This is a genomic window from Brachybacterium atlanticum, from assembly GCF_025669985.1.
In the GTDB taxonomy this organism is placed as follows: domain Bacteria; phylum Actinomycetota; class Actinomycetes; order Actinomycetales; family Dermabacteraceae; genus Brachybacterium; species Brachybacterium conglomeratum.
The window spans coordinates 1-23,056 of the sequence record NZ_JAKJJW010000025.1 but is presented as its reverse complement, the minus strand read 5'-3'; the positions used below and the strand labels follow the sequence as shown (position 1 = coordinate 23,056).

General features: G+C 70.3%; 19 protein-coding genes and 1 pseudogene. 9 read left to right on the top strand and 11 right to left on the bottom strand.

The window, feature by feature from the left end; translation table 11 throughout:
- Window positions 1-356: 356 nt before the first annotated feature.
- Window positions 357-2,297, top strand: a complete 1,941-nt coding sequence (gene nagE / locus L3K22_RS12120; RefSeq protein WP_263311592.1) for an N-acetylglucosamine-specific PTS transporter subunit IIBC — start codon at window positions 357-359, stop codon at window positions 2,295-2,297.
- 116 nt (window positions 2,298-2,413) lie between these two features.
- Here the strand turns inward: nagE and L3K22_RS12115 are convergent, their stop codons facing one another.
- On the bottom strand, window positions 2,414-3,259 hold the full coding sequence (locus L3K22_RS12115) for a spermidine synthase (protein WP_263311591.1): 846 nt from the start codon (window positions 3,257-3,259) through the stop codon (window positions 2,414-2,416).
- A gap of 73 nt (window positions 3,260-3,332) precedes the next feature.
- On the opposite strand from L3K22_RS12115, the gene L3K22_RS12110 reads away from it, so the two are divergent.
- The 4 genes and pseudogenes from L3K22_RS12110 (at window position 3,333) to L3K22_RS12095 (ending at window position 6,356) form a co-directional block, all read left to right on the top strand.
- The gene (locus L3K22_RS12110; protein WP_263311590.1) at window positions 3,333-3,815 is read left to right on the top strand and encodes a GNAT family N-acetyltransferase; all 483 of its coding nucleotides are present in this window, start codon (window positions 3,333-3,335) and stop codon (window positions 3,813-3,815) included.
- A 115-nt stretch (window positions 3,816-3,930) separates the two neighbouring features.
- Window positions 3,931-4,257, top strand: coding sequence for an FmdB family zinc ribbon protein (locus L3K22_RS12105; protein WP_308445932.1), 327 nt, complete (start codon window positions 3,931-3,933; stop codon window positions 4,255-4,257).
- Between the two features lie 57 nt (window positions 4,258-4,314).
- A pseudogene (gene fmdA, locus L3K22_RS12100) lies at window positions 4,315-5,570 on the top strand (formamidase).
- 213 nt (window positions 5,571-5,783) lie between these two features.
- Window positions 5,784-6,356 carry a YetF domain-containing protein gene (locus L3K22_RS12095; RefSeq protein WP_263311589.1) on the top strand — a complete coding sequence of 191 codons (573 nt, stop codon included), beginning with the start codon at window positions 5,784-5,786 and terminating at the stop codon, window positions 6,354-6,356.
- A gap of 87 nt (window positions 6,357-6,443) precedes the next feature.
- On the opposite strand, the gene L3K22_RS12090 is transcribed toward L3K22_RS12095, so the two are convergent.
- The 7 genes from L3K22_RS12090 to L3K22_RS12065 all read right to left on the bottom strand — a co-directional run bounded on the left by L3K22_RS12090 (window position 6,444) and on the right by L3K22_RS12065 (window position 13,824).
- Window positions 6,444-7,376 (bottom strand): endonuclease/exonuclease/phosphatase family protein, encoded by a 933-nt coding sequence (locus L3K22_RS12090; protein WP_263311588.1) that lies wholly within the window; start codon window positions 7,374-7,376, stop codon window positions 6,444-6,446.
- Entirely contained in the window at window positions 7,373-7,792 is a 420-nt protein-coding gene (locus tag L3K22_RS12085; protein WP_263311587.1) for an MmcQ/YjbR family DNA-binding protein, read from the bottom strand. The genes L3K22_RS12090 and L3K22_RS12085 overlap by 4 nt, the downstream gene beginning before the upstream one ends.
- An 11-nt stretch (window positions 7,793-7,803) precedes the next feature.
- Entirely contained in the window at window positions 7,804-8,076 is a 273-nt protein-coding gene (locus tag L3K22_RS16755; RefSeq protein WP_373318051.1) for a hypothetical protein, read from the bottom strand.
- Entirely contained in the window at window positions 8,073-8,570 is a 498-nt protein-coding gene (locus L3K22_RS16750; protein WP_373318050.1) for a hypothetical protein, read from the bottom strand. The genes L3K22_RS16755 and L3K22_RS16750 overlap by 4 nt, the downstream gene beginning before the upstream one ends.
- 353 nt (window positions 8,571-8,923) lie before the next feature.
- Entirely contained in the window at window positions 8,924-9,925 is a 1,002-nt protein-coding gene (locus tag L3K22_RS12075; RefSeq protein ID WP_263311586.1) for an IS481 family transposase, read from the bottom strand.
- 95 nt (window positions 9,926-10,020) lie between these two features.
- Window positions 10,021-10,356 carry a DJ-1/PfpI family protein gene (locus tag L3K22_RS12070; protein ID WP_308445931.1) on the bottom strand — a complete coding sequence of 112 codons (336 nt, stop codon included), beginning with the start codon at window positions 10,354-10,356 and terminating at the stop codon, window positions 10,021-10,023.
- A 789-nt stretch (window positions 10,357-11,145) separates the two neighbouring features.
- Entirely contained in the window at window positions 11,146-13,824 is a 2,679-nt protein-coding gene (locus L3K22_RS12065) for an excinuclease ABC subunit UvrA (protein WP_263311585.1), read from the bottom strand.
- Window positions 13,825-14,049: 225 nt separating this feature from the next.
- Here L3K22_RS12065 and L3K22_RS12060 point away from each other — a divergent pair, with 225 nt between their 5' ends.
- On the top strand, window positions 14,050-15,243 hold the full coding sequence (locus L3K22_RS12060) for an alcohol dehydrogenase catalytic domain-containing protein (protein WP_263311584.1): 1,194 nt from the start codon (window positions 14,050-14,052) through the stop codon (window positions 15,241-15,243).
- 265 nt (window positions 15,244-15,508) lie between these two features.
- Here L3K22_RS12060 and hxlA read toward each other — a convergent pair whose 3' ends face one another.
- The gene (gene hxlA / locus L3K22_RS12055) at window positions 15,509-16,132 is read right to left on the bottom strand and encodes a 3-hexulose-6-phosphate synthase (RefSeq protein ID WP_263311583.1); all 624 of its coding nucleotides are present in this window, start codon (window positions 16,130-16,132) and stop codon (window positions 15,509-15,511) included.
- Between the two features lie 53 nt (window positions 16,133-16,185).
- The gene (hxlB, locus tag L3K22_RS12050; RefSeq protein ID WP_263311582.1) at window positions 16,186-16,758 is read right to left on the bottom strand and encodes a 6-phospho-3-hexuloisomerase; all 573 of its coding nucleotides are present in this window, start codon (window positions 16,756-16,758) and stop codon (window positions 16,186-16,188) included.
- 92 nt (window positions 16,759-16,850) lie between these two features.
- On the opposite strand from hxlB, the gene L3K22_RS12045 reads away from it, so the two are divergent.
- A complete protein-coding gene (locus L3K22_RS12045) occupies window positions 16,851-17,702 on the top strand; it encodes a helix-turn-helix transcriptional regulator (protein WP_263311581.1) in 852 nt (283 codons plus the stop codon).
- A gap of 210 nt (window positions 17,703-17,912) precedes the next feature.
- On the opposite strand, the gene nhaA is transcribed toward L3K22_RS12045, so the two are convergent.
- Window positions 17,913-19,757, bottom strand: a complete 1,845-nt coding sequence (nhaA, locus tag L3K22_RS12040) for a Na+/H+ antiporter NhaA (protein ID WP_263311580.1) — start codon at window positions 19,755-19,757, stop codon at window positions 17,913-17,915.
- Window positions 19,758-20,545: 788 nt separating this feature from the next.
- Between nhaA and dnaK the strand changes: the two genes are divergently transcribed.
- A complete protein-coding gene (gene dnaK / locus L3K22_RS12035) occupies window positions 20,546-22,405 on the top strand; it encodes a molecular chaperone DnaK (RefSeq protein ID WP_263311579.1) in 1,860 nt (619 codons plus the stop codon).
- Window positions 22,405-23,056, top strand: a 652-nt coding sequence (locus tag L3K22_RS12030; RefSeq protein WP_263311578.1) for a nucleotide exchange factor GrpE, incomplete at its 3' end; no start/stop codon positions are given. The genes dnaK and L3K22_RS12030, both read left to right, overlap by 1 nt.

The following is a 23,056-nucleotide window of genomic DNA, read 5'->3' as shown; positions in this document are numbered from 1 at the left end:
CGAGGTCCGCGAGGATCTCTGTGCTGGCGGACTGCGGCTGTATGCACAGCAGGAGAGGGAGCCGGCGGGTGCGTGCCGGCCCCGGAGCCGGCCATCGGGGCCGGGGACGCCGGCGTGATAACGTCCACGCGGCCCGAGAATGCCGTCGGCCCCCGCACCGGGACCCACCTCGGCGACGCCGCCGGTCCGACGGGCGCCTGGCAGGTCCTGCCGCGCCGCCACCGCACGTCGGCGCGATCCCGGACCGGGGAGCGGGAACCACCGCGCCCCGCACCGACCCTGACCACCACCGGGTGCACCCCGCCCCTCGGCCTCGCCGCGGGATCCGCCGTGCCCCTCCCTCCTGAGAGGCCCTGATGAAGTTCTTCCAGCGCCTGGGCAGATCGCTGATGCTGCCCGTGGCCGTCCTCCCCGTCGCCGCGATCCTCAGCGGCATCGGCTACTGGATCCTGACCGCCACCGGGAACGACGCGAACCTCGTCGGCGTCTTCTTCAAGACCGCCGGCGGCGCGCTCCTGGACAACCTCCCCCTGCTGTTCGCGATCGGCGTCTCGCTCGGCATGGCCACGAAGCCCGACGGCACCTCCGCGCTCGCCGGCCTCGTCTCCTGGCTGGTCGTGACCACGCTGCTGTCCCCGGAGAACGTCGCCCTGTTCCAGGGCATCGAGCCCGATGCCGTGAACCTGGCCTTCTCGAACCTCGAGAACGTGTTCGTGGGCATCCTGTGCGGCCTGATCGGCGCCTGGTCCTACGACAGGTTCAAGGAGACCGAGCTGCCCGACGCGCTCGCCTTCTTCTCCGGCCGCCGCTCCGTCGCGATCGTCTCCGCCGGGCTCTCCCTCGTGCTGGCCCTGGCGCTGTTCTTCATCTGGCCCCTGGTGTTCTCCGGCCTCGTCGCCTTCGGCGAGTTCATCCTGACGCTCGGGCCGGTGGGCGTGGGCCTCTACGGCTTCCTCAACCGCCTGCTGATCCCGCTGGGCCTGCACCACGCGCTGAACTCCGTGTTCTGGTTCGACGTGGCCGGCATCAACGACCTGGGCAACTTCCTGGACGGCTCCGGCACCTACGGCGTCACCGGCCAGTACATGACCGGCTTCTTCCCGATCATGATGTTCGGCCTGCCCGGCGCGGCGCTGGCCATGTACGTGACCGCGAAGACCTCGCGGCGCAAGGTCGCCGCGGGCGTGCTCTTCTCCAGCGCCGTCGCCGCGTTCTTCGTGGGCGTGACCGAGCCGCTCGAGTTCGCGTTCATGTTCCTCGCCCCCGGCCTGTACCTGCTCCACGCGCTGTTCACCGGCATCTCCATGGCGATCAGCGCCCTGCTGCCGGTGCGGATGGGCTTCGGCTTCTCCGGCGGGTTCATCGACCTGGTCCTCGGCTGGGTGAACCCCATGGCGCAGAACCCGTGGGCGATCCCGCTGATGGGCATCTTCTGGTTCGCCGTCTACTTCCTCGCCTTCCGCTGGATCATCCTCAGGTTCGACCTGAAGACCCCCGGCCGCGACGACTCCTTCGACGGCCGGGTCGAGGGGGAGGACGCCGCGAGCGACGGCAGGTACGCCGCGACCGCGACCGCCTTCCTCACCGCCCTCGGCGGCGCCTCGAACATCACCGACCTCGAGAACTGCGCGACGCGCCTGCGGATGGAGCTCGCGGACGTCTCCAAGGTCGACGAGGCGGCGCTGAAGCGCGCGGGCGCCGCCGGGACCATGAAACCCGGCGGGCACTCCGTCCAGGTGATCTACGGGACCTCCGTCCAGTTCGTGAAGGACGCGATGGAGCGGATCATGAGCGGCACGGACCGGCCCGTCGCCGAGGAGGACGTCCGCGCCCTCGAGGAGCAGGACGCCGACGAGGCGGGAGGCGGGAGCGCCACCGCGTCGCGGGCGTCCTCCCTCGTGCGCCTGCGCCGGCCCGTCGAGGGCACCTCGGTGCCGCTCGACCAGGTGCCGGACCCGACCTTCGCCCAGGGGATCATGGGCCCCGGCATCGCGATCGAGCCCAGCGACGGGCTCGTGCTCGCCCCGGCCCAGGGCACCGTCGCCCACGTGTTCCCCACCGGTCACGCCGTCGCGCTGACCCTCGAGGACGGCGTCGAGGTGCTGATCCATGTGGGCCTGGACACCGTGGAGATGAAGGGGCACGGCTTCGAGACCCTCGTGCAGACGGGAGACCGCGTCGTCGCCGGCACGCCGCTGCTGCGCGCCGACCTCGCCGCGATCCGTGCAGCCGGGCACCCGACCGTGACCCCGGTGATCGTGATGAACGACCCCGGCGCCCGCATCGAGCTGGTCTGAGCCGACCTCGCCACGACGGCCGTCGCCCCGTCACCGGGGCGGCGGCCGTCATCGTCCCGGGCGGGGCCGGCCCGTCTGCACCGGCCGGGCAGCGGCGGGCAGACGGGGGCGACCTGTCAGGAGCGGCCGACGCGGCCGACGGCCTCCTCGGTCTCGTGAGGATCCAGCACGGCGGCCGGATGCGGCCCGGCCGCGAGCCAGGCTGCGCGCCAGTCCTCGACCGCCGGGGAGGCGAGCGCGCCGCCGGCCAGCAGCACCATGTTCCCGTCGGCCGGGCGGGTCAGCAGCTGCGCATCGGTGAGCGTCCACACCCCCGGCACGCCCACCTCCGCCGCGGCGGCCTCGAGCTCCCGCACCTGCGCGGCGAGGAAGAGCTGCCCCGCGTCGTCGCCGACGTTCACCATCAGCAGCCCGTCGGCGCCCAGACGGGCGAGCGCCTCGCGGTAGAACCCGGCCCCGGCGAGATGGGCGGGGGAGTCCTGGCCGGAGAAGACGTCGAGCACGATCACGTCGAACTCCCGCTCCCCGAGCGCGGCGAGCTCCTCGCGCGCGTCCCCGATGACCACCTCGAGCTCCGTGCCCTCCGGCAGCGGCAGCGCGGTGGTGACGAGGGTGGGCAGCTCCCGCTCGATCTCGATCACCAGCTGCGCGGAGCCGGGCCTGGTCGCCTGCACGTAGCGGACCAGGGTCAGCGCCCCGCCGCCGAGGTGCGCGATGCGCAGCGGGTCCCCGGTCGGCCGCACCCGGTCCAGCACGTTGCCCATCCGGCGCAGGTACTCGTGGACGAGCCGCGCGGGGTCCTCGAGGTCGACGTGGGACTGCTCCACGCCGCCGATCAGGAGCGTCCAGCCGCCCACCACCTCGTCGGCGACGATCCAGGCCGGCTGGTCCGAGAAGGACAGCTGCGCGCTGCGGGGCATGCCGGGGGAGAAGGGCGTGGCGGAGGACGGGGACACGTTCATGAGGCCATTGTGCCGAGGACGGGAACCCGGAGCGCGTGCCCACCCCCTGGCGGGCACGCGCACAATGGCATCCATGACCGCTCTGGACATCCTGGACCTCCCCACCGGCCCCGTCGCCCTGCACCGCGCGAGCGAGGCGGACCTGCCCGAGCTCGTCGCCCTGCTCGCCGACGACGTGCTGGGCCGGGAGCGGGAGGCCCCGGAGCTCGGCCCCTATCGCCGGGCCTTCGCGGCGATCGACCAGGATCCCGCGCATCTCCTGCTCGCGGCGCGCGACGAGGCGGGCGCGCTGCTCGCCACGCTCCAGTTGACCCTGCTGCCGTCCCTCTCCCGCGGAGGGACGCTGCGCCTGCAGACCGAGTCGGTGCGCGTGACCGCCGACGCGCGGGGGAGCGGCCTCGGGACCGCGCTGATGCAGTGGGCCCATCGCTGGGGGCGCGAGCACGGCGCCGCCCTCGCCCAGCTCACCACCGATGCCGCCCGCACGGACGCCCACCGCTTCTACACCCGGCTCGGCTACGCCCCGAGCCATCTCGGGTTCAAGCTCCCGCTCTGAGCCCGGCTCCCGCACAGCCCCTGCTCCGCGCCCGGCACCCGCCCGCTCCCGCCCGATTCCCGCCGGGCGACCGCCCGGCCGCCGGAGGCGGCGCAACCGCCGCGAGGTGCCTATGATGAGCATCACGGCGAAGCAGCGCAGGCGACAGGAGGGTCCGGTGCCGATCTACGAGTTCCGCTGCGAGGGCGCGCACGAGTACGAACGCTCGGTGCCCATCAGCGCCCGCGACGAGGACCTCCTCTGCCCCGACTGCGGTGCGCCGGCCCGTCGGCGGATGAGCGCCCCGCGCCTCGGCCGGCTCGGCTCGGCCGCCGGACAGCTGCTGGACCGCGCCGCGAAGAGCGCCCACGAACCCGCCGTCGTCGATCGCGTCCCCGGCGCGCGGCCCGCCGCGACCCGCACCTCGACGGACCCGCGCCACGCGCGGCTGCCGCGTCCCTGAACGCGGCCCAGGACCCGGCGGGCCGATCCGCGGACCCGTCGCTGTGGAAGGAGAAGCATGCCCCAGAACGTGTTCCCCCTCGACTCCGCGAAGCCCTTCACCGAGCAGACGATCCTCGGTCACAACCGCTGGCACCCGGACATCCCGCCGGCCGTCAGCGTCAGGCCCGGCGACACCTTCCGCGTGGACTGCCGCGAGTGGTTCGACGGGTACATCAAGAACGACGACTCCGCCGAGGACATCGCCACCGCGCCCCTGCACACCGTCCACACCCTCTCCGGGCCCTTCCGCATCGAGGGGGCGAAGCCCGGCGACCTGCTGATCGTGGACATCCTCGACGTCGGCCCGATCCCGCAGGAGGACGACGGCCCGCTCGCGGGGCAGGGCTGGGGCTACACCGGCATCTTCGCCAAGCGCAACGGCGGCAGCTTCCTCACCGACCAGTTCCCCGACGCTACAAGGCCGTGTGGGACTTCCGCGGCGAGAGGGCGACCTCCCGCCACGTCCCCGGCGTCGAGTTCACCGGCATGATCCATCCCGGCCTCATGGGCACCGCCCCCTCGCCGGAGCTGCTGGGGAAGTGGAACTCCCGCGAGGCGGCGCTCATCGCGACCGACCCGGACCGCGTGCCGGCACTCGCCCTGCCGCCCGAGCCGGACGGTGCGATCCTCGGCGGGGTCCCCGAGGGCGAGTTCGACCGGGTCGCGGGGGAGGGCGCCCGCACCGCCCCGCCGCGCGAGAACGGCGGCAACCAGGACATCAAGAACCTCACCCGCGGCACGAGGATCTTCTACCCCGTGTTCGTGGACGGGGCGAACTTCTCCGTCGGCGACCTGCACTTCAGCCAGGGCGACGGCGAGATCACCTTCTGCGGCGGCATCGAGATGGGCGGGTTCATCGACCTGCACGTCGACGTGATCCCCGGCGGGATGGAGAAGTACAACGTCGCCGAGAACGCGATCTTCATGCCCGGGAACACCGCCCCGCAGCACTCGCGGTGGCTGAGCTTCTCCGGCACCTCGGTCACGCTCGACGGCGAGCAGCGCTATCTCGACTCGCACCTCGCCTACCAGCGGGCGTGCCTGCACGCGATCGAGTACCTGACCACCTTCGGCTGGTCAGCCGAGCAGGCCTACCTGCTGCTCGGCGCCGCGCCGATCGAGGGCCGGTTCTCCGGCGTGGTCGACATCCCCAACGCCTGTGCGACCGTCTACCTGCCGCTGGACATCTTCGACATCGACATCCGCCCCGGGGCGGGCGAGGTGCCGAGGATCGATCCGGGCATCGGCGCGCCGCGCGCGAGCGTGGGCTGACCCCGAGGGCCTGGCCGACAGGGGCGAGCAGGATGCCGGCCGACGGTCGGCGGCGGCGGGTCCGGGAGGCGTCCCGGAGCCGCCGCCGCGGCGTCCGCGAGAGACTGCCGGGATGACCGCCCCCGTCCTCCTGCTGCTCAACGGCGCGCCGCGCCGTGCTGCGCTGAGAGCCTCCGCCGGGCAGGTCCCCGTCGCCTGGTGATAATGGCGCACATGATCGACCTGGACCTGCTCTGGCACGACTATCTCGGGATCAGCTGGACCGGTGCACTGGGCGTGGTGCTCTCCACGATCGTGCTCTACCTGTTCTTCACGCTGCTGGTGCATCTCTCCGGCACCCGGCTGATGGCGACGATGAGCACGGCGAGCTTCGTGGTGCTCGCCGTGGTGGGCGGGGTCAGTGCGCGCTCGATGCTCGGGGAGTCGCCGACGATGCTCGCAGCCCTGCTCGCGCTCAACACGCTGATGGTGATGGATGCGCTGATGGGGACGTTCCGCCGCATCGCGCCGGTCCTGCCCGCGGCCGTGCGTCGCCGCCCGAGCGTCGTGATGCTCGAGGGGAGCAGCCGTGCAGAGGCCCTGCGCCGACGTGGGCTGACTGAGGCCGGGCTGCACGACCGGCTGCGCATCGGGGGAGTGCTCGACCCCGCCGAGGTGGAGCTCGTGATCCTCGAGGAGCGCGGCGGCCTGACGATCGTCCGCCGTGGTGAGCGGATCGCGCCCGGCCTCCTCGCCGGCGTCGAGGGCGCCGAGCTGGTCCCCGAGCGCCTGACGACCTCCGCCTGACCCGTCCGGACGGGGAAGGTCAGACCCCGCCCTGCGCGACCGGGGAGACCTGCACCCGCAGCGCCTTGTGGTCGGCGCCCCGGATCGTCAGGCAGCTCGGCACGGGGCCCTCGCCACCGGGGCCGACGAGCGCATGGCAGGTCCGGGCGAAGGGCGGCACGCTGCGACCGACGGGCCAGGTCGGCTCCCACAGCCCCTCCCCGCGGCCCCTCCGGGGGCGGCGAGGGAGCGCAGGGAGCCGTCGGCCATGAGCTCGCGCATCGTGTGATGCTGCGCGATCGCGTTGAAGTCCCCGACCAGCAGCAGGTTCTCCTCGGTGTCCAGCGAGACCATCTCGCCGACCGCAGCGGCATCGGCGGTCCATGACTCCGCGCCCATCTGCGGCGGCGCAGTGTGGATCACGCCGAGGTGCCAGCGCGTGCCGTCGATGGTGGTGGTGGCGAGGAGGTTGTCGAAGACGGTGCCCGCCGTGGAGTCGACCAGCTCGACCGGGGTGCGGGAGAGCAGCATCGTCCCGGCCGCGCCGTCGCGGGCGGTGCCGACACGATGCGGGAAGGCCTCCAGCAGGCCCGACGTCTCGAGAGCCTCCTCGAACTCCGGCGTCACCTCCTGCAGCGCGATCGCGTCCACCCCCTGCTCGGCGAGACGGCTGATCTCGTCGATGTCGGCGCCGCCGTACTCGATGTTCGACGAGAGCACGGTGAGCGTCCCCTCGGGGGCGACCTGCGGGGTGTCCGACCGCTCCGGTCCGGGCAGCATCGGCCAGGCCGTCACCGCTGCGAGCACGAGGGTGAGCGTCGCGGCGAGCAGACGCCACCGGGCGCGCAGGAGCAGCACGAGTCCGAGCGCGGCGACCAGCAGCGGGACCCCGAGCATCGGGATGAACGACGCGGCGGCGATGAGGTACCCGTGCCAGGTGTGGATCACGGTGACCTGCCGCAGCACGAGCAGCGACGCGGCGCAGAGCACCCCCAGCACCAGCAGCACCCAGCCCGGGCCGCGGACCGCACGACCCGTCATGCCGCCGGTCCGTCGGTCGAGGAGGAGCCGGTGCCGCCCTCCGCGGCGAGGAAGGTCTGCGGATCCACCGGCCGCCGCACCTGCGGCAGCGTCTCGACGACCAGCAGGTAGGAGTCCGTGACGAGCTCGCGCACGAACTCCGCCTCGAGCCCGCCGGGGCTCAGCGTGATCCAGTGCCGCTTGTTCATGTGATAGCCGGGCGTGATCTCCGGATGCGTCGACCGGAGCGCCTCCGCGTCGCGCGGCTCGGCCTTCAGCACCACGATCGGCTCGCCCTTCACCTCGGTGAGCAGCAGGAACATCTTCCCGAGCACCTTCGCGACCTCGGAGCCCGGACCGAAGGGCATCTCGAACGCCGCAGCGGGCAGCTCGAGCGCCCGGGCCCGCACAGTCTCCTGCAGGACGGTCCCGTCCATCGTCTCTTCTCTCATCCCTGCTGCTGGATGATGCCGATCTTCTGCCACACCTTGCGGGCCATGTCCGAGGTGAGCGCCTCGATGCCCTCGACCGCATCCAGCACGTCCCCGTCCGTGGTGTGTTCCGCGAAGAGCGCCGCGCTCTTGCCCACGAGCGAGAGCATCTCCGTGCAGAAGTCGAGATAGCGGGTCAGCTCCGTGCGGTCCAGGTCCAGCCCGCCGTCCGCGCGCGAGCCGCGCTCGAGGCGTTCGGGCACCTTGGTCAGCTGGTGCATGTCGATCACGTGGGCCAGGGAGCGAAGGCGGTGCAGGATCCGCAGCACGCCCGCTCCATCCGCTCGGGGATCCGCATCAGGAAGAACACCGCGATCCCGCCGAAGACGAGGTCGTTGATGATCGTCTCGAGCAGCGGGAGCACGTCCAGCGGGCCCAGCACGTCGCGCTCCGCGAACAGGTCCACCGCCGCGAGCGCGACAGCCCCGCCGAGGAACAGCGCGACCGCGAGCATCGCGAGCCGTGAGAGAAGTCGGGCGAGCCGCACCCGTCGGCGGCTGATGCCGGTGCCGGCGTTGATCTCGTCCACGAGCCCCACCACCTCCCGGCACACCTCCCACAGAGTGCGATCGGGGAAGCGGGTCATGATCCGGTGTTCGAGCGCCGCGGCCGAGCGGCGCACCGCCTGCCCGTCCAGGCGCTGGAAGCGGCTCGAGGAGGGCGGCTCGTCGGAGTGGTCTTCAGGGCGGGGCGCGGGGGCCGACGGGTCGGTGGTCGGAGACATGCAGCGAGGCTAAGGGATCCGACGGGAACGGGAGTGCGTCGACCCCGAGCTCCCCCGGGGACCCCTCGAGCGCGCGCAGGTCCGCGCCGGTACCGTGGGCCTGGGCGACGGCCCGTCGAGGGCGCGCGGCGCCACGGAGGCAGCACTGTCCTGACGACCATCGAGGAGGGGCTGATGCGACAGCGGGGCGGCATGACGGTCTGGGTGCCCCGCTGAGGGGACCATCGGCCGCCAGCGGGCGGCGCAACTCGCACGGTCCTGGATCGGGACGGCCCGGGGATCGGCTCCACAGCCGTGGCCACGGATGTGGAGCCGATCGGGGCCGCACCCCGATGTCAATCGATGCTGATGCTCTAGGTGTAGTTGGCCATGACGTTATCGACGCCGGTATGGAGTCGTGAGGCTGGGGGCTGATCGCTGCAGGCGGTGTGGGGGCGATGGTAGTCGTAGTGGTGGACCCAGATCCTGATCGCGTCTCTCCGCTCGTTCTCGGAGTTGTAGGCGCGGGCGTAGAGGCACTCGTCGGTCATGAGCCGCTGGTAGCGCTCGACCTTCCCGTTGTGCCGGGGCGTGTAGATCCGGGTGCGCTGGTGCCGGCCGATGAACGCCCTGGTTGACCGTCGGAATGCCTTGGCGGTGTAGTTGCTGCCGTTGTCGGTGATCAGACGGGAGATCCGCGTGATGCCGTGCGCGGTGAAGAACGTCCTGGCGCGGTGGAAGAACGCGATGGTCGTTGCGGCGGTCTCGTCCTCGAGTGCTTCGGTGTAGGCCAGGCGGGAGAACCCGTCGATGATCGAGTGGAGGTAGGTGTAACCGATCCGCTGAGAGTGCTTCTTCTTGTCCTGCACGGACCCTCGCCCATGCGCCCACCACCCGCCGCCGTCGCGGAGCTTGCCGATCTTCTTCACGTCCATGTGGACCATGTGCCCGGGATAGCGGGCGATGATCTTCCCTGGTGAGCGGAGGTTCTCTCCGTCCGGGGTGATGTCTCGGATCCGGTTCAATCCGAGCCGGTCCAGCCAGCGAGTCACGGTCCGCACGCAGCAGCGGTACTGGTGAGCGTCGGCGAGTTCGCGGGCGATCCGGCGCGCGGACCACTTCTTCTTCCGGCGCCAGAACTCGATCAGCTCGAGCACCCAGACCGGGAGCCGTGTAGGTCGGTTCGCTGGCGCGCTGGAGTGGTCCTGCAAGCCGAGCTCGCCATGCTCCCGGTAGCGGCCGACCCACTTCGACAGGGTCGAGCGGGCGATGTGGAACTCCGCAGCGACGTGCGCGATTGGCCGACCACGCTCGATCACCTGGGCGACGGCTCGCTGTCTTCCGAGCACGGTCAGCGGGGCATTACGGTGGGTCACGGAACGGGTCTCTTCCTGCGAGATGGACGGCTTCAGCACCACCCATCGTGCCGGTCAGGGGCCCGTTCCTTCATCCCCGGCCAGCGTCCACAACGTCATGACCCGCAACATCTGTCGGCGGCCATGACGTCGCGCACGAATCCGACTGCGTCGGTGTCCACGCGCAGCTGATCGGGGTTGACCGTGCCGCCGGGAAGCAGCAGGGCGTCGTACTCGTCGGCCGAGGCGGACTTCACCAGGGCATCGACCGGGAATGTCCCGGCTTCATCCAGGTCGTTCTCGCGGGCCTTGATCTCGCCCTCGTGCAGCGAGAGCAGCACGGTCGTGGCCCCGGCGTCCTGCAGAGCCTGTCGCGGCTGTTCGAGCTCCACGCGCTCGACGCCGTCCGCGGCCAGGATCGCGATCCGTTTCCCTCGTAATTCGTCTGCCATGTTCTGCTCCGTTCTGTGGGAGGTGACGGCCTGCCCGTGCGGGCGAGCCGCACGCTGTCCGTACCGGGCAACGTGGTTCGGGTGCAGGACGACTCTCGTGCAGTCGCCGTTGCGCTCATCGGAGTGCTGGCAGGTGTTGGCTGCCGATTCTCGGGCCGGATCCTGGGAGACGGTGAAGAAGCTTCGGCCCTGTGGTCGACGATGACCTGCCGCCATCGACGGTTGTCGTTCTTCACCGGGGCCTGGCCGGATGCGAGCGCCGGGCCCGCATTCCAGTTTAGACCTCGTTGGTCAGGGACGGGCCGCACGTGGCCATCTCGTTCTGGACGCCTGGGCGCCGGGACGCCGGGACGCGAAGACGTCGACGACTCCGATGCCGCCGGGGGACCGCGCCGACCGCATCCGGCGATTCGGGCCCGTCCCCGGATCTCCGGTCGGGCACGACGCACGGGATCGGCCGTGGAGTCGTCGACGGCTATGGCGACCTCTTGTCGGCGAGCTCGACGTCATCGTTCACCATCTCGTCCCAGGCCTGGCGGGCCCGCAGGCAGTCCCGGTCGTCGGCGGGAGCTCACAACGTCTCGGCCCCCCGCCGCCGAGTCCGATCTCGAGTCTCGCCGCCGCGAGCCCGCAGGCCATTGCCCGGTCCGTCTGCGGTCGGGCAGTCGCGGAGTGCCTGCTGACCGCGCTGGGAAGGCATGCGCCCGGGCTCCCGATCTGGCGAGGCAGCCTGCTCGTCAGGTGCGCTCTCTGCGCGAGGTCTTCGCCCTCGTCGCAGCCTTCCGACTCTCACATCCGGGAGGTGGCCTCCTGGAGCGCGGCCTCGAGGTACGGTGCCGACGCACCGGCTCCGGACGAGGCGACCTGCGCGGGCGTGCCCGAAGCGACCACCGTGCCGCCATCGTCTCCCGCGCCGGGCCCGAGGTCGATGACGTGGTCGGCCACGGCGACGATGCGCATGTCGAGCTCGACCGCGACGACGGTGTTGCCTGCGTCCACGAGGGTCTGGAGATGCGTCACGAGCCGGTCGGAATCGGCGCTGTGCAGCCCGGACGTCGGCTCGTCCAGGACGTAGAGGGTGTCCCCGCCCTGGGATCGTTGGAGCTCGGAGGCGAGCTTCACCCGCTGCGCCTCACCTCCGGACAACTCGGTGGCCGGCTGTCCGAGACGGAGATATCCGAGGCCGACGTCGACCAGTGCCGCGAGCGACCGCATGATGTCGAACTCGCCGTGGAAGAAGTCGTGGGCCTCCTCGACGCTCATGGCGAGGATCTCCGCGATGTTGCGGCCGCGCCAGGCGATCTCCAACGTGCTGGACTGGTAGCGGGTGCCGTGGCAGTCAGGGCACTCGGTGTAGACCGAGGGGAGGAAGAGCAGCTCCACCATGACGGATCCTTCGCCCTTGCAGGTAGGGCAGCGACCGCCGGTGACGTTGAAGGAGAATCTGCCCGCCTTGTACCCGCGAGCGCGAGCCTCGGGCGTCTCCGCGAACCTTCTCCTCACGTGGTCGAACAGGCCCGTATAGGTGGCGACGTTCGAGCGTGGGGTGCGACCGATGGGCTTCTGGTCGATGCTCACGACGCGGCGCACCCCGGCGACGTCGCCGCGGATCGCTCCCTCGAGCTCGTCGGGCTCGTCCGACAGCAGGAGCTCGTCCCCTTCGGCGGGGGCGGCGTCCTCCGCCTGGTCTGCTCGTCCCTGCCGTTCGCCGAGCAGCGCAGGCAGTGCCTGGCTGACCAGGCTGGACTTGCCTGATCCCGACACTCCGGTGACGGCGGTGAACACCCCGAGCGGGAAGGAGATCGTCACGTCGCGCAGGTTGTTGCGCGTGACGTGCTCGAGCCTCAGCCATCCCTGCGGCTCGCGAGGCGTCCGGCGGGGCAGTCCGCTGCCCCCGAAGACGTAGCCGCGGGTCACGGACTCCTCGACCTCGGCCAGCCCTTCGAAGGGCCCGCTGTAGACGACACGCCCGCCGCGCTCACCCGCGCCGGGCCCGATGTCGACCAGCCAGTCGGCGTGCCGCATCACGTCCACCGAATGCTCCACCACGAACAGGCTGTTGCCCCGGTGCTTGAGCCCGTCGAGGATGCCGAGCAGAGCGCTGACGTCCTGCGGATGGAGACCCGCGGACGGCTCATCGAGCACATAGACCACACCGAACAGCTCAGAGGTCAGCTGGGGCGCGAGTCGCAGTCGCTGCAGCTCGCCGCCGGAGAGGGTGGGGGTGGTGCGGCCCAGGGAGAGGTACCCCAGACCCAGATCGATGATCGGCCGCAGTCTGTTGACGAGCTCCGCGCCCAATCGCGCAGTCGCGGCCAGCTTCTCGACCGAGCGATCAGGCGACATGCGCGCGTCCTCGACCGCCGCGGGTGCGGATCCTCCGGCGTCGATCCGCTGCCCGGCGTCGCGTCGGACAGCCTGGCCACCTGTGCGGCCCGCCGACTCGGCCCCGTCGAGAGCGCCGGTGGCCCGTTCGACCGCCTGGTCGATCAGCGTGGAGAGCTCCGCGAGCGGCAGAGCGGAGAGATCTGCGACGTCGAGACCCTCGAACGTCACGGACAGGGCCTCCGGCTTCAGTCGCTTCCCGTGGCAGGCAGGGCAGGGAGCGACCGAGAGGAACTCCGCCACGCGTCGCTTCATCGACTCGCTCTTGGTGTTCGCGAACGTGTCGAGCACGTACCGACGCGCGCCGACGAAGGTGCCCGAGTAGCTCGGTTCGACGTCCGACGCGGTCGCGGCCCGGGCCTCGGAGAGTGTGAGCCGCGAGTGGACCGGGACGTACGGCGTCTCGTCCGTAAAGAGGATCCAGTCCCGATCCTCCTTCGGCAGATCCTTCCAGGGCACATCGACGTCGTAGCCGAGCGCGACGAGGACATCGCGCAGCTGATGACCGTGCCAGGCCGTCGGCCAGGAGGCGATGGCCCGCTCGCGGATCGTCAGCGACGGGTCCGGCACCATCGTGTCCTCGGTGACCTCGTACACCCGGCCGATGCCGTGGCACTCCGGGCATGCGCCCTGCACCGTGTTGGCGGAGAAGTCCTCGGCATAGAGCATCGGCTGATCTTCGGGGTAGTGGCCGGCCCGGGAGTAGAGCATGCGCACCAGCGAGGAGAGCGTGGTGATGCTGCCCACCGAGGACCGCGCGCTGCGGCCCCCGCGCTGCTGCTGAAGAGCGACGGCCGGCGGCATGCCCGTGATGGAGTCGACGTCCGGGACGCCCGCCTGGTCGATGAGGCGACGGGCGTAGGGAGCGACGGACTCGAGGTAGCGGCGCTGGGACTCCGCGAACAGGGTTCCGAAGGCCAGCGAGGACTTCCCCGAGCCGGAGACGCCGGTGAACACCACCAGCGCGTCGCGGGGCACCGTCAGGTCGATGTCCTGGAGGTTGTGCTCGCGCGCGCCGAGAACCTGCACGTCGGGCTGAACGGGTGAGGAGTCCGACGATGCGGACCTGCGTGCTTCGACCATGCCGGCGAGACTAGCAACGCGTTCCACCGATCGGTCGGTGCATGCCCCAGTCCTCCACGGTCCACCCGCCCGTGGCGCCTATCGCCGCGGCCGCGACGGGCACCTCGGTGAAGGGCGAGGTTCGTTCTGCCCTATGCTCGAAGAGAGCCGAGGTCGCGGGCGACGGGCATCCATAGAACCGTGGCACATCCGCGACCGGGCCATCCCCAACTGGAGGAGAACGTCATGGCAAGCAGCAACCGCGCCGTCGTGTTCCAGAACGTCAAGGACATGCGCGTCGAGTCCCTCGACTTCCCGAAGCTCGAGATGCCGAACGGTAAGAGCGCCCCGCACGGAGTCATCCTCAAGATCGTCGCCACCAACATCTGCGGTTCCGACCTGCACATCTACCGCGGGTCCTTCCCCGTCCCCCAGGGCATGGTCGTGGGCCACGAGATGACCGGAGAAGTCCTCGAGGTCGGCCCCGACGTCGAGTTCCTCTCCGAAGGCGACCTGGTCTCGGTCCCCTTCAACGTCGCCTGCGGCCGATGCCGCAACTGCCGCGCCCGCCACACCGAGGCGTGCGAGACCGTGAACCCCGACGCGGCCTGCGGCGCCTACGGGTTCAACCTGGGCGACTTCCAGGGTGGGCAGGCGGAGTACCTGTTCGTCCCCTACGCCGACTTCCAGCTGCTCCGCTTCCCGGACAAGGACCAGGCCATGGAGAAGATCCGTGACCTCGCCCTGCTCTCGGACATCCTGCCCACCGCGTTCCACGGCCTCATGGAGGCCGGGGCCAAGCCCGGCTCGACCGTCTACATCGCCGGCGCCGGACCCGTCGGTCGCTGCGGCGCCGCAGCAGCCCGGCTCCTGGGCGCTTCCTGCATCATCGTCGGTGACTACCACCAGGACCGGCTGGACCTGGTGAAGAACAACGGCTGCGAGACCATCGACCTCAACCAGGACGTGCCGCTGACCGATCAGATCGAGGCCATCCTCGGCGAACCCATGGTGGACTGCGCCGTCGACTACGTCGGCAACGAAGCCCACGGGATCGGCCGCGAGGCCGAGGACATGAACCCGGCCCACGCCATCAACCAGGTCATGGACGCCACCCGCGCAGGCGGCGCCACCGGCATCGTCGGCATCTACGGCCCCGACCCGCTGGCCTCGTCCAAGGCCGAGCAGGAGGGCACCTTCTCGCTCGACTTCGGCAAGGCGTGGATCAAGTCGCCTCGGATCTCCGGCGGCCAGGCCCCGATCATGCACTACAACCGTGAACTGATGATGTCGATCCTGTGGGACCGCATGCCCTACCTCAGCGACATGCTCAACACCAAGGTCATCAGCCTCGACGAGGCCCCCGACGCCTACGCGAAGTTCGATGCCGGTGTCTCGGAGAAGTTCATCATCGATCCCCACGGCATGATCCCCGCCTGATCCCGGGCCGTCATGCACCCGGCCCGCGATCGTCGCTCCAGCGGCGGTCGCGGGCCGGCTCTGTGCACGGATCCGTCGCCGATCCCGTCCTGGACGATGCCCGGGCGCGGGCACGCCTCGGCACGCCCTGCGGGAGGAGGATCACGTGACGCTCTGCGCCACGCGGGGATCGACTGCGGCATCAGTCCACCGCACCCGGTGGGAGGGGACAGGGTCCGGGCGTGCCGTCTCCTGCCCCCTCACCACGGCATGCGGTGGGCGGTGGTCACCGGATGGCGGAGCGGATGGCGGCGGCCGCGGCGGCGACGTCCGATGCGCTGTAGATGGCGCTGCCCGCGACGGCTACGTCTGCTCCCGCCCGCTGGACGGCCTCGACAGAGTCCGCACTGACGCCGCCGGCGACGGAGAACGGGACCTCGGCGGCCTCGCCGGCGGCGAGCAGGGCGTCGAGGCTGTAGCCGTCCTCCGCCTGCTCGTCGAGGCCGGCGTGCATCTCCACGAACACGGCGCCGAGGGCGACGACCTCTCGGGCCCGTGCGGCCTTGTCGGCCACACCGATCAGATCGACGACGACGCCCTTGCCGTGCTTGGTCGCCGCGGCGACCGCGCCGGCGATCGTGCTGTCACCGGCGACGCCGAGCACGGTGACCAGATCCGCTCCGGCGGAGAAGGCGATGTCAGCTTCCAGCTCGCCGGCATCCATGGTCTTGAGATCGGCGAAGACGGTCTTGTCGGGGTGGGCGGCCTTGACCGCCGTGATCGCCGCGAGGCCCTCGCTCTTGATCAGAGGGGTGCCGAGCTCGAGGATGTCGACGTGGGGTGCGGCCTTCGCGGCGAGGTCGAGGGCGGACTCGGTGGTCAGGGTGTCCATGGCGAACTGCAGTCGCATGTCAGGGTGTCTCTTTCTCGTGGTGGTGTCGATGAGGGAACGGGGAAGAAAGGTCATTCGAGGTTGGCATGACGGGGCCAGAGCGCATCCGCACTCTGTCCGCTCTTCTGCCACAGGACGTCGAAGAGAGCGTCGCCGACGAGGACGAGGAGCTGCTCGAACAGGCTGCCGGCGTACTGGGCCGACTGCTGCTCCGACCGGTCCGTCTTCGTCGCCGCACGGATGACCAGGACAGCGTGGGACAGCTGAGCAAGCGGTGACTCGGGGTCGGTCGTGATCCCGATGACGCGGGCACCGACGGATCGCGCCGTCTCGGCCGCGCTCACCACTCCCGAGGTCGTGCCGGAACCGCTGGCGGTCAGGAGCAGATCGCCCTCTCCGATCGCCGGGGTCGTCGTCTCACCGACGACGTGGACCTGCAGCCCGAGGTGCATGAGGCGCATGGCTGTCATCCGCAGCGCGAGCCCGGAGCGTCCGGCGCCGTGGACGAAGACCCGCCGGGCGTCCGCTGTCAGCTCGACGGCGGCCGCGAGCGCGGGCGCGTCGGGCAGGGCAGCTGTCCCCTCGATCTCGTCGACGATCCGCGTCAGCGAATCCTGGATGCTTCGTTCTTCCATGCCGACCATCCTGGGCCGGTCTGCGGTGGTCCACTGCTGCCCGATGAGCGGGGTGCCCCGTTCGATCGGGTGGGCCTCCCAGGTCGGGCTAGAGTAGCGGAGTGAGCGACCTCCCGACCCCGCTGGAACGTGCCCGCTCCGTGTCGAGGGACCGTGCCCTGACCGAGCAGGCTGATCAACATGCGATCACCCTCGAATCGATCCTTGCCGTGCTCCGCTCCGGCCGACTCGCGGATGCGGCCGCGCGCAGGGAGGCCACGGAGATCGCCTCCTCCGCACTCATCCGTGCTCGTTCGATCCATGAGCAGCAGGAGAGCGTGCTCGAGCCGGTAGCCGAGGCATTCTCGCGCCTGCGCACCGAACTGCGTCCTCTGATCCGCTCCGGGCCGCTGCAGGTCCAGTTCGCAGAGCCTCCTGCGCGAGGACGGGCGCTGCCGGGCCCGGTCGCTCGGGAAGCCCGCGCCATCTCCCGCACAGCAGTGCTCTCGCTCATGGACCGCGCGGACGCTGCACGCGCCCGGATCGGCTGGGACTGCGATGGCCGCAACCTGCTGATGGAGGTCCGTGACGACGGGGGAATCGCGGTGACAGCGCACGACGACACACTGCGTCCGATCGTGGAGCGAGTGGCGGCGCTCGACGGAACCATGGACGTGGAGACGACCCCGGGCTGGGGGACGACGCTGCGGATCGAGATCCCGCTGGACCCACCCAGCGCAGCTCTCACCGTGGAGGGCGCCGAGGAACTCACCGACCGCGAGAAGCAGGTGCTGCGCCTGGTCGCAACCGGGATCTCGAACCAGCGCATCGGCGACCAGCTCGGGATCACGGCCAACACCGTGAAGTACCACGTGGCCAACTTGCTGCGGAAATACGGCGCCCGCACGCGCGCCGAGCTCGCAAGCATCGCTCACTCCCATGATGCGCACTCTCCGAGCGCCCGGACTCGATAGCAGGGCTCGGTCCGGACGTCGGCAGCGGTGTAGGACTCGCTGCGCTGCGAGCCTCATGGCCGTGACCTCGAAGAGCTGATGGCCGGCGGTGAAGGCGATGCCGCACGCCGTCCAGGACCCGCCCGACGCGAAACCGCTGAACGCTCAGCTGTGACTGTTACGCGCCGGCACGGCCCGCGTCCCACCGTGTTCCGGGTTCGCGGATCGGCTTCAGGCCCTCGCCGCCTGGGTGCGGCCCCCGCGACGGCTGGATTCCAGCATCTCGGTCAGTGAGCGCGCGTCATAGCTGCCCACCATCCGACAACCATCGATGAAGAACGTCGGGGTCATCTTGGCGCCGCTCGCCTCCGCGCTCGCGATGTCCCGCTGCACCCTCGCGGCAACCTCGTCGCTGTCGAGATCCTCGATGAACGCCTCGACATCGAGGCCCAGCTCAGCCGCGTAGCCGATGAGATCTTCCCTCTCCAGCGCGTCCTGCCGAGTGAACACGAAGTCGAGCCACGGCCAGAACATCTGCTGCTTCGCGGCCGCCTCGGCGGCCCGTGCGGCGAGGGGGCCGTGAGGATGGTGAGGCAGATGCCGCACGACGTAGCGCAGATCGTCACCGAAGCGTCCGTGCAGGTCTTCCCATGAGCCAGTGGCGTGCGCGCAGTACTCGCACTCGAAGTCCACGAACTCCACGAGGGTGAGCCGGGCGTCCTCCGGTCCGCGGATGTGATCCACCTCGGGGTCCACCGGAGAGTCGAGCGTCATCGGGAGATCCGCCGTCTCCTCTCCCCACCGACGGGCCGCGACCTTGAAGATCAACCAGCCCAGAACAGTGGCGAGCACCATCGCCACGAGCACGCCCAGCGTCGCCTGGCGCCCCAGATCCGAGGAGGAGTCGAAAGCGAGGCTGATGACCAGCAGCGACACGGTGAAACCGATGCCCGAAAGTGCTGCCCCGCCGAACACGCTGCCCATTCCGACCCCCTCCGGCAGTCGGCCTGCGCCCATCCGAACGGCGAGGAGCGTCGCGATCCCGATTCCGAGGAGCTTGCCGAGCACGAGCCCCGCGATGACGCCCCACGTCACAGGCGAGCCCAGCGAGTCGGCCACCACCCCACCGCCCAGGTCGACCCCGGCATTGGCCAGAGCGAAGATCGGCACGACAAGCAACGCCGTGGGGAGACGGAGGTACTCGTGCAACCGCTCGTTGACCGACACGCCCTTGGACAGTCCCCGTCCGACGGCACGCGCCGAGGAAGCGCTCGGGGATTGCCAGAAGTCGCGGAACAGCTGTCGGGCGGCGACCACCTTGTGCCGTTGCGTCGGGTAGGCGGGGATCAGAAGGCCGGCGATCATGCCCGTCAGCGAGGCGTGGATGCCGGAGGACAGAGTCGCCAGCCACAGCACGATGACGATCCCCACGTACGGAGCGGCACTCCACTGCCGGGAACGGCCCAGCAACCACAGGGCGACGAGGCAGCCGAGAGCGACCAGCAGCGGGACGGGTCGGATCTCGTCGCTGTAGAACACCCCGATGATCGTCACCGCAAGGAAGTCGTCGACCACCGTGAGGGTCAGGAGGAAGACGCGCAGCTGCCCGGAAAGCCGGGGGCCGACGATCGCGAGAGCACCGAGCATGAACGCCGTGTCCGTTCCGACGACCGCCCCCCATCCGCGAAGCCCCTCGCCACCGGACGCGCCGACGACCAGGACGTACATCAGCGCGGGCAACGCCACACCCGCGACGCCCGCGATGGCCGCCAGACGGGCGCGACTGCTGTCCCGCAGAGCCCCGTGTGCGAACTCCTGGCGCACCTCGAGACCCACGACGAAGAAGAACACGACCATCAGTCCGTCGTTGATCCAGTGGTGCAGATCCAGATGCAGGCCGAACGGGCCGACGTCGATCCCGACGCTCTGTTGCCACAGCTCGACATAGGAAGAGGACAGCGGCGAGTTCGCCCAGAGGAGAGCGAAGGCTGTGACGACGATGAGCAGGACGGCCGAGCCCGACTCCGTGCGGAGCCTTCCGGCTATTCCGCGCGAGGGCGAGGTTGAGTGGGGCACGGCGGGATTCTGCCTGAGCGTGCTGGCCGACGCCACTGGGTCGGACCGGGTCCGATGCCGCTGCTGTTCGGGTCCGAGGGGGTGGACGGGCGGCCGTGGGAGATCGATCCCCAGATGCGCGCGAGGTGCGTGCGGCTCGTGCGAGAGCTCCCGCGGGAGTTCCCCTCCCACCTCGCCGCAGCGGTCGCGACCGCTCGGCAGGACGGCGTCCCGTGGGGGCCGTGCGGCGCTGTCCGGCGCAGGACGATGTCGACCACGGGACTCGTCCGGGTGTCACCAGCGCAGGGACTGCCGAGGTCAAGCGATCGAAGGCTGAGAACGAGCAGCTGTGCGAGGACCAGGAGACGCTCCGCCCGGTCTCAGTTCTCTGCGCGGCGAGCTCGACCCGCGCAACCAGCGATCCTGGTGTTCGGCGACGTGATGAGAGGCGAGGGCTGGGCGGAGCTGCCGGGCCTGGAGGCGTCGGGCCCGTATCGCAGCCCGCACCGCCATCGATGCCCCGGTCCAGGACAGGCTCCGCGATCCGGTCACGCCAGAGACAGATCGGTGAGATCACTGCCACCTTGTCGAGGACGTATGGATGTGGCCTGCATCACACCCTGTTACACCGGGAATGAACCTGATCGGATCAGAGTTGAGTCGGGTGCACTCAAGAATGGAGCTGCTGAGATTGACATCGTCGATCTCGGGTTCTCTACTTGAGTCCGTACAGCTCAAGTCTTGCCGTCGGCCGCTGGTCGGCAGCGAAGATCCCGTGCGGCGCATCCGTCGCAGAAAGGCAGGCACCCATGTCCCGTGTCGTCGGAATCGATCTCGGCACCACCAACTCCGCCGTCGCCGTCCTCGAGGGCGGCCAGCCCACCGTCATCGCGAACGCCGAGGGCTCCCGCACCACCCCGTCGGTCGTCGCCTTCTCCAAGCAGGGCGAGGTGCTCGTCGGCGAGGTCGCCAAGCGCCAGGCCGTCACCAACGTCGACCGCACCATCTCCTCCGTCAAGCGCCACATGGGCACCGACTGGAGCGCGGAGATCGACGACAAGAAGTACACCCCGCAGGAGATCTCGGCCCGCATCCTCGGCAAGCTCAAGAAGGACGCCGAGTCCTACCTGGGTGAGTCCGTGACCGACGCGGTCATCACCGTCCCGGCCTACTTCTCGGACTCCGAGCGTCAGGCCACCAAGGACGCCGGCACGATCGCGGGTCTGAACGTCCTGCGCATCATCAACGAGCCCACCGCCGCGGCCCTGGCCTACGGCCTCGAGAAGGGCAACGACGACGAGCAGATCCTGGTCTTCGACCTCGGCGGCGGCACCTTCGACGTCTCCCTGCTCGAGGTGAGCAAGGACGAGGAGGGCTCGACCATCCAGGTCCAGGCCACCGCCGGCGACAACCGCCTCGGCGGCGACGACTGGGACCAGAAGATCGTCGACTGGCTGATCTCGCAGGTGAAGAACAAGGAGGGCGTGGACCTGGGCAAGGACCGCATCGCCCTGCAGCGCCTCAAGGAGGCCGCCGAGCAGGCGAAGAAGGAGCTGAGCTCCTCCACCTCCACCACCATCTCCCTGCAGTACCTCTCCATGACCGAGAACGGCCCGCTGCACCTGGACGAGAAGCTGAGCCGCGCGCAGTTCGAGGACATGACCTCCGATCTGCTCGAGCGCACGAAGGCCCCCTTCCACCAGGTCATCAAGGACGCCGGGATCAAGGTCTCCGACATCGACCACGTGGTCCTCGTGGGCGGCTCGACCCGCATGCCCGCGGTGACCGAGGTCGTCAAGGAGCTCACCGGTGGCAAGGAGCCCAACAAGTCGGTGAACCCGGACGAGGTCGTCGCCGTCGGCGCCGCTCTCCAGGCCGCGGTCATCAAGGGCGAGCGCAAGGACGTCCTGCTCATGGACGTCACCCCGCTCTCCCTGGGCATCGAGACCAAGGGCGGCGTGATGACCAAGCTCATCGAGCGCAACGCGGCCATCCCGACCAAGACCTCCGAGGTCTTCTCCACCGCCGAGGACAACCAGCCCTCCGTCGCGATCCAGGTCTTCCAGGGCGAGCGCCAGTTCACCCGGGACAACAAGATGCTCGGCACCTTCGAGCTGACCGGCATCGCCCCGGCCCCGCGCGGCATGCCGCAGATCGAGGTCACCTTCGACATCGACTCCAACGGCATCGTGCACGTGACCGCGAAGGACCGCGGCACCGGCAACGAGCAGTCCATCCAGATCACCGGCGGCTCCGCCCTGTCCGACGAGGACATCGACCGCATGGTGAAGGACGCCGAGGCCCACGCCGCCGAGGACGAGGAGCGCCGCAAGAACGCCGACGCCCGCAACACCCTCGAGCAGCTCGTCTACCAGGGCGAGAAGCTGCTGAAGGACAACGAGGAGAAGATCTCCGACGGCGACAGGACGAAGGCCGAGGACGCCATCAAGGAGGCGAAGGACGAGCTGGCCAAGGAGGACCCCTCCACCGAGGACCTCGAGGCCAAGCGCGACGCGCTGAACGAGGCGCTCCAGGCCGTGGGCACCGCGATCTACTCCCAGGCCCAGGAGGGCGCCGAGGGCGCTGCCGGGGGCACCGAGGCGCCGTCGTCCGATGACGACGACGTGGTCGACGCCGAGATCGTGGACGAGGACGAGGAGAACAAGTGATGACCGAGAACCAGAGCCACCCCGACGACGCTCAGCGCCCTGAGGGCGAGCCGCGGTTCTCCTTCACCGACAAGCGGAAGGTGAACCCGGAGGACGGCTCGATCCGTCCCTCCGGGGACGCCCCCGCCTCCGAGGGACAGGACGCCCAGGAGCCGGTCGACCCGATCGACGCCGAGGCGGCGACGCTCTTCGAGCAGGCCGCCTCGGGCCAGGGCGGGGACTCCGCCCCGGCAGACGCCGGACGGGTCGCCGAGCTCGAGGGCCAGGTCACCGCGCTCACCGAGCAGCTCAAGCGCGAGCAGGCCGAGTACGTCAACTCGCGCCGCCGGATCGAGGCCTCCGCCGAGGTGAGCAAGGAGGCGGCCGTGGGCCGCGTCCTGGCCGCCCTGATCCCCGTGCTCGACGACGTGGAGCTGGGGCGCCAGCACGGCGACATCGCCGAGGGAACGCCCTTCCACTCGATCGCGCAGAAGCTGGATGAGATCCTCGGCTCCCACGGCCTGAAGCGCTTCGGCGCGGTGGGCGAGGAGTTCGACCCGAACCTCCACGAGGCCCTCATGCACGAGGACGCCGACGACGTCGAGACCGCCACGATCTCGCTCGTCATGCAGCCGGGCTATGCGATGAACGATCGCGTGCTGCGCCCCGCCC

Excerpts from the sequence above, each read along its gene's own strand:
- nagE (WP_263311592.1), top strand. The coding sequence starts at position 357 with ATGAAGTTCTTCCAGCGCCTGGGCAGATCGCTGATGCTGCCCGTGGCC.
- L3K22_RS12115 (WP_263311591.1), bottom strand. The coding sequence starts at position 3,259 with ATGAACGTGTCCCCGTCCTCCGCCACGCCCTTCTCCCCCGGCATGCCC.
- L3K22_RS12110 (WP_263311590.1), top strand. The coding sequence starts at position 3,333 with ATGACCGCTCTGGACATCCTGGACCTCCCCACCGGCCCCGTCGCCCTG.
- L3K22_RS12105 (WP_308445932.1), top strand. The coding sequence starts at position 3,931 with ATGAGCATCACGGCGAAGCAGCGCAGGCGACAGGAGGGTCCGGTGCCG.
- L3K22_RS12095 (WP_263311589.1), top strand. The coding sequence starts at position 5,784 with ATGATCGACCTGGACCTGCTCTGGCACGACTATCTCGGGATCAGCTGG.
- L3K22_RS12090 (WP_263311588.1), bottom strand. The coding sequence starts at position 7,376 with ATGACGGGTCGTGCGGTCCGCGGCCCGGGCTGGGTGCTGCTGGTGCTG.
- L3K22_RS12085 (WP_263311587.1), bottom strand. The coding sequence starts at position 7,792 with ATGGACGGGACCGTCCTGCAGGAGACTGTGCGGGCCCGGGCGCTCGAG.
- L3K22_RS16750 (WP_373318050.1), bottom strand. The coding sequence starts at position 8,570 with ATGTCTCCGACCACCGACCCGTCGGCCCCCGCGCCCCGCCCTGAAGAC.
- L3K22_RS12070 (WP_308445931.1), bottom strand. The coding sequence starts at position 10,356 with ATGGCAGACGAATTACGAGGGAAACGGATCGCGATCCTGGCCGCGGAC.
- L3K22_RS12065 (WP_263311585.1), bottom strand. The coding sequence starts at position 13,824 with ATGGTCGAAGCACGCAGGTCCGCATCGTCGGACTCCTCACCCGTTCAG.
- L3K22_RS12060 (WP_263311584.1), top strand. The coding sequence starts at position 14,050 with ATGGCAAGCAGCAACCGCGCCGTCGTGTTCCAGAACGTCAAGGACATG.
- hxlA (WP_263311583.1), bottom strand. The coding sequence starts at position 16,132 with ATGCGACTGCAGTTCGCCATGGACACCCTGACCACCGAGTCCGCCCTC.
- hxlB (WP_263311582.1), bottom strand. The coding sequence starts at position 16,758 with ATGGTCGGCATGGAAGAACGAAGCATCCAGGATTCGCTGACGCGGATC.
- dnaK (WP_263311579.1), top strand. The coding sequence starts at position 20,546 with ATGTCCCGTGTCGTCGGAATCGATCTCGGCACCACCAACTCCGCCGTC.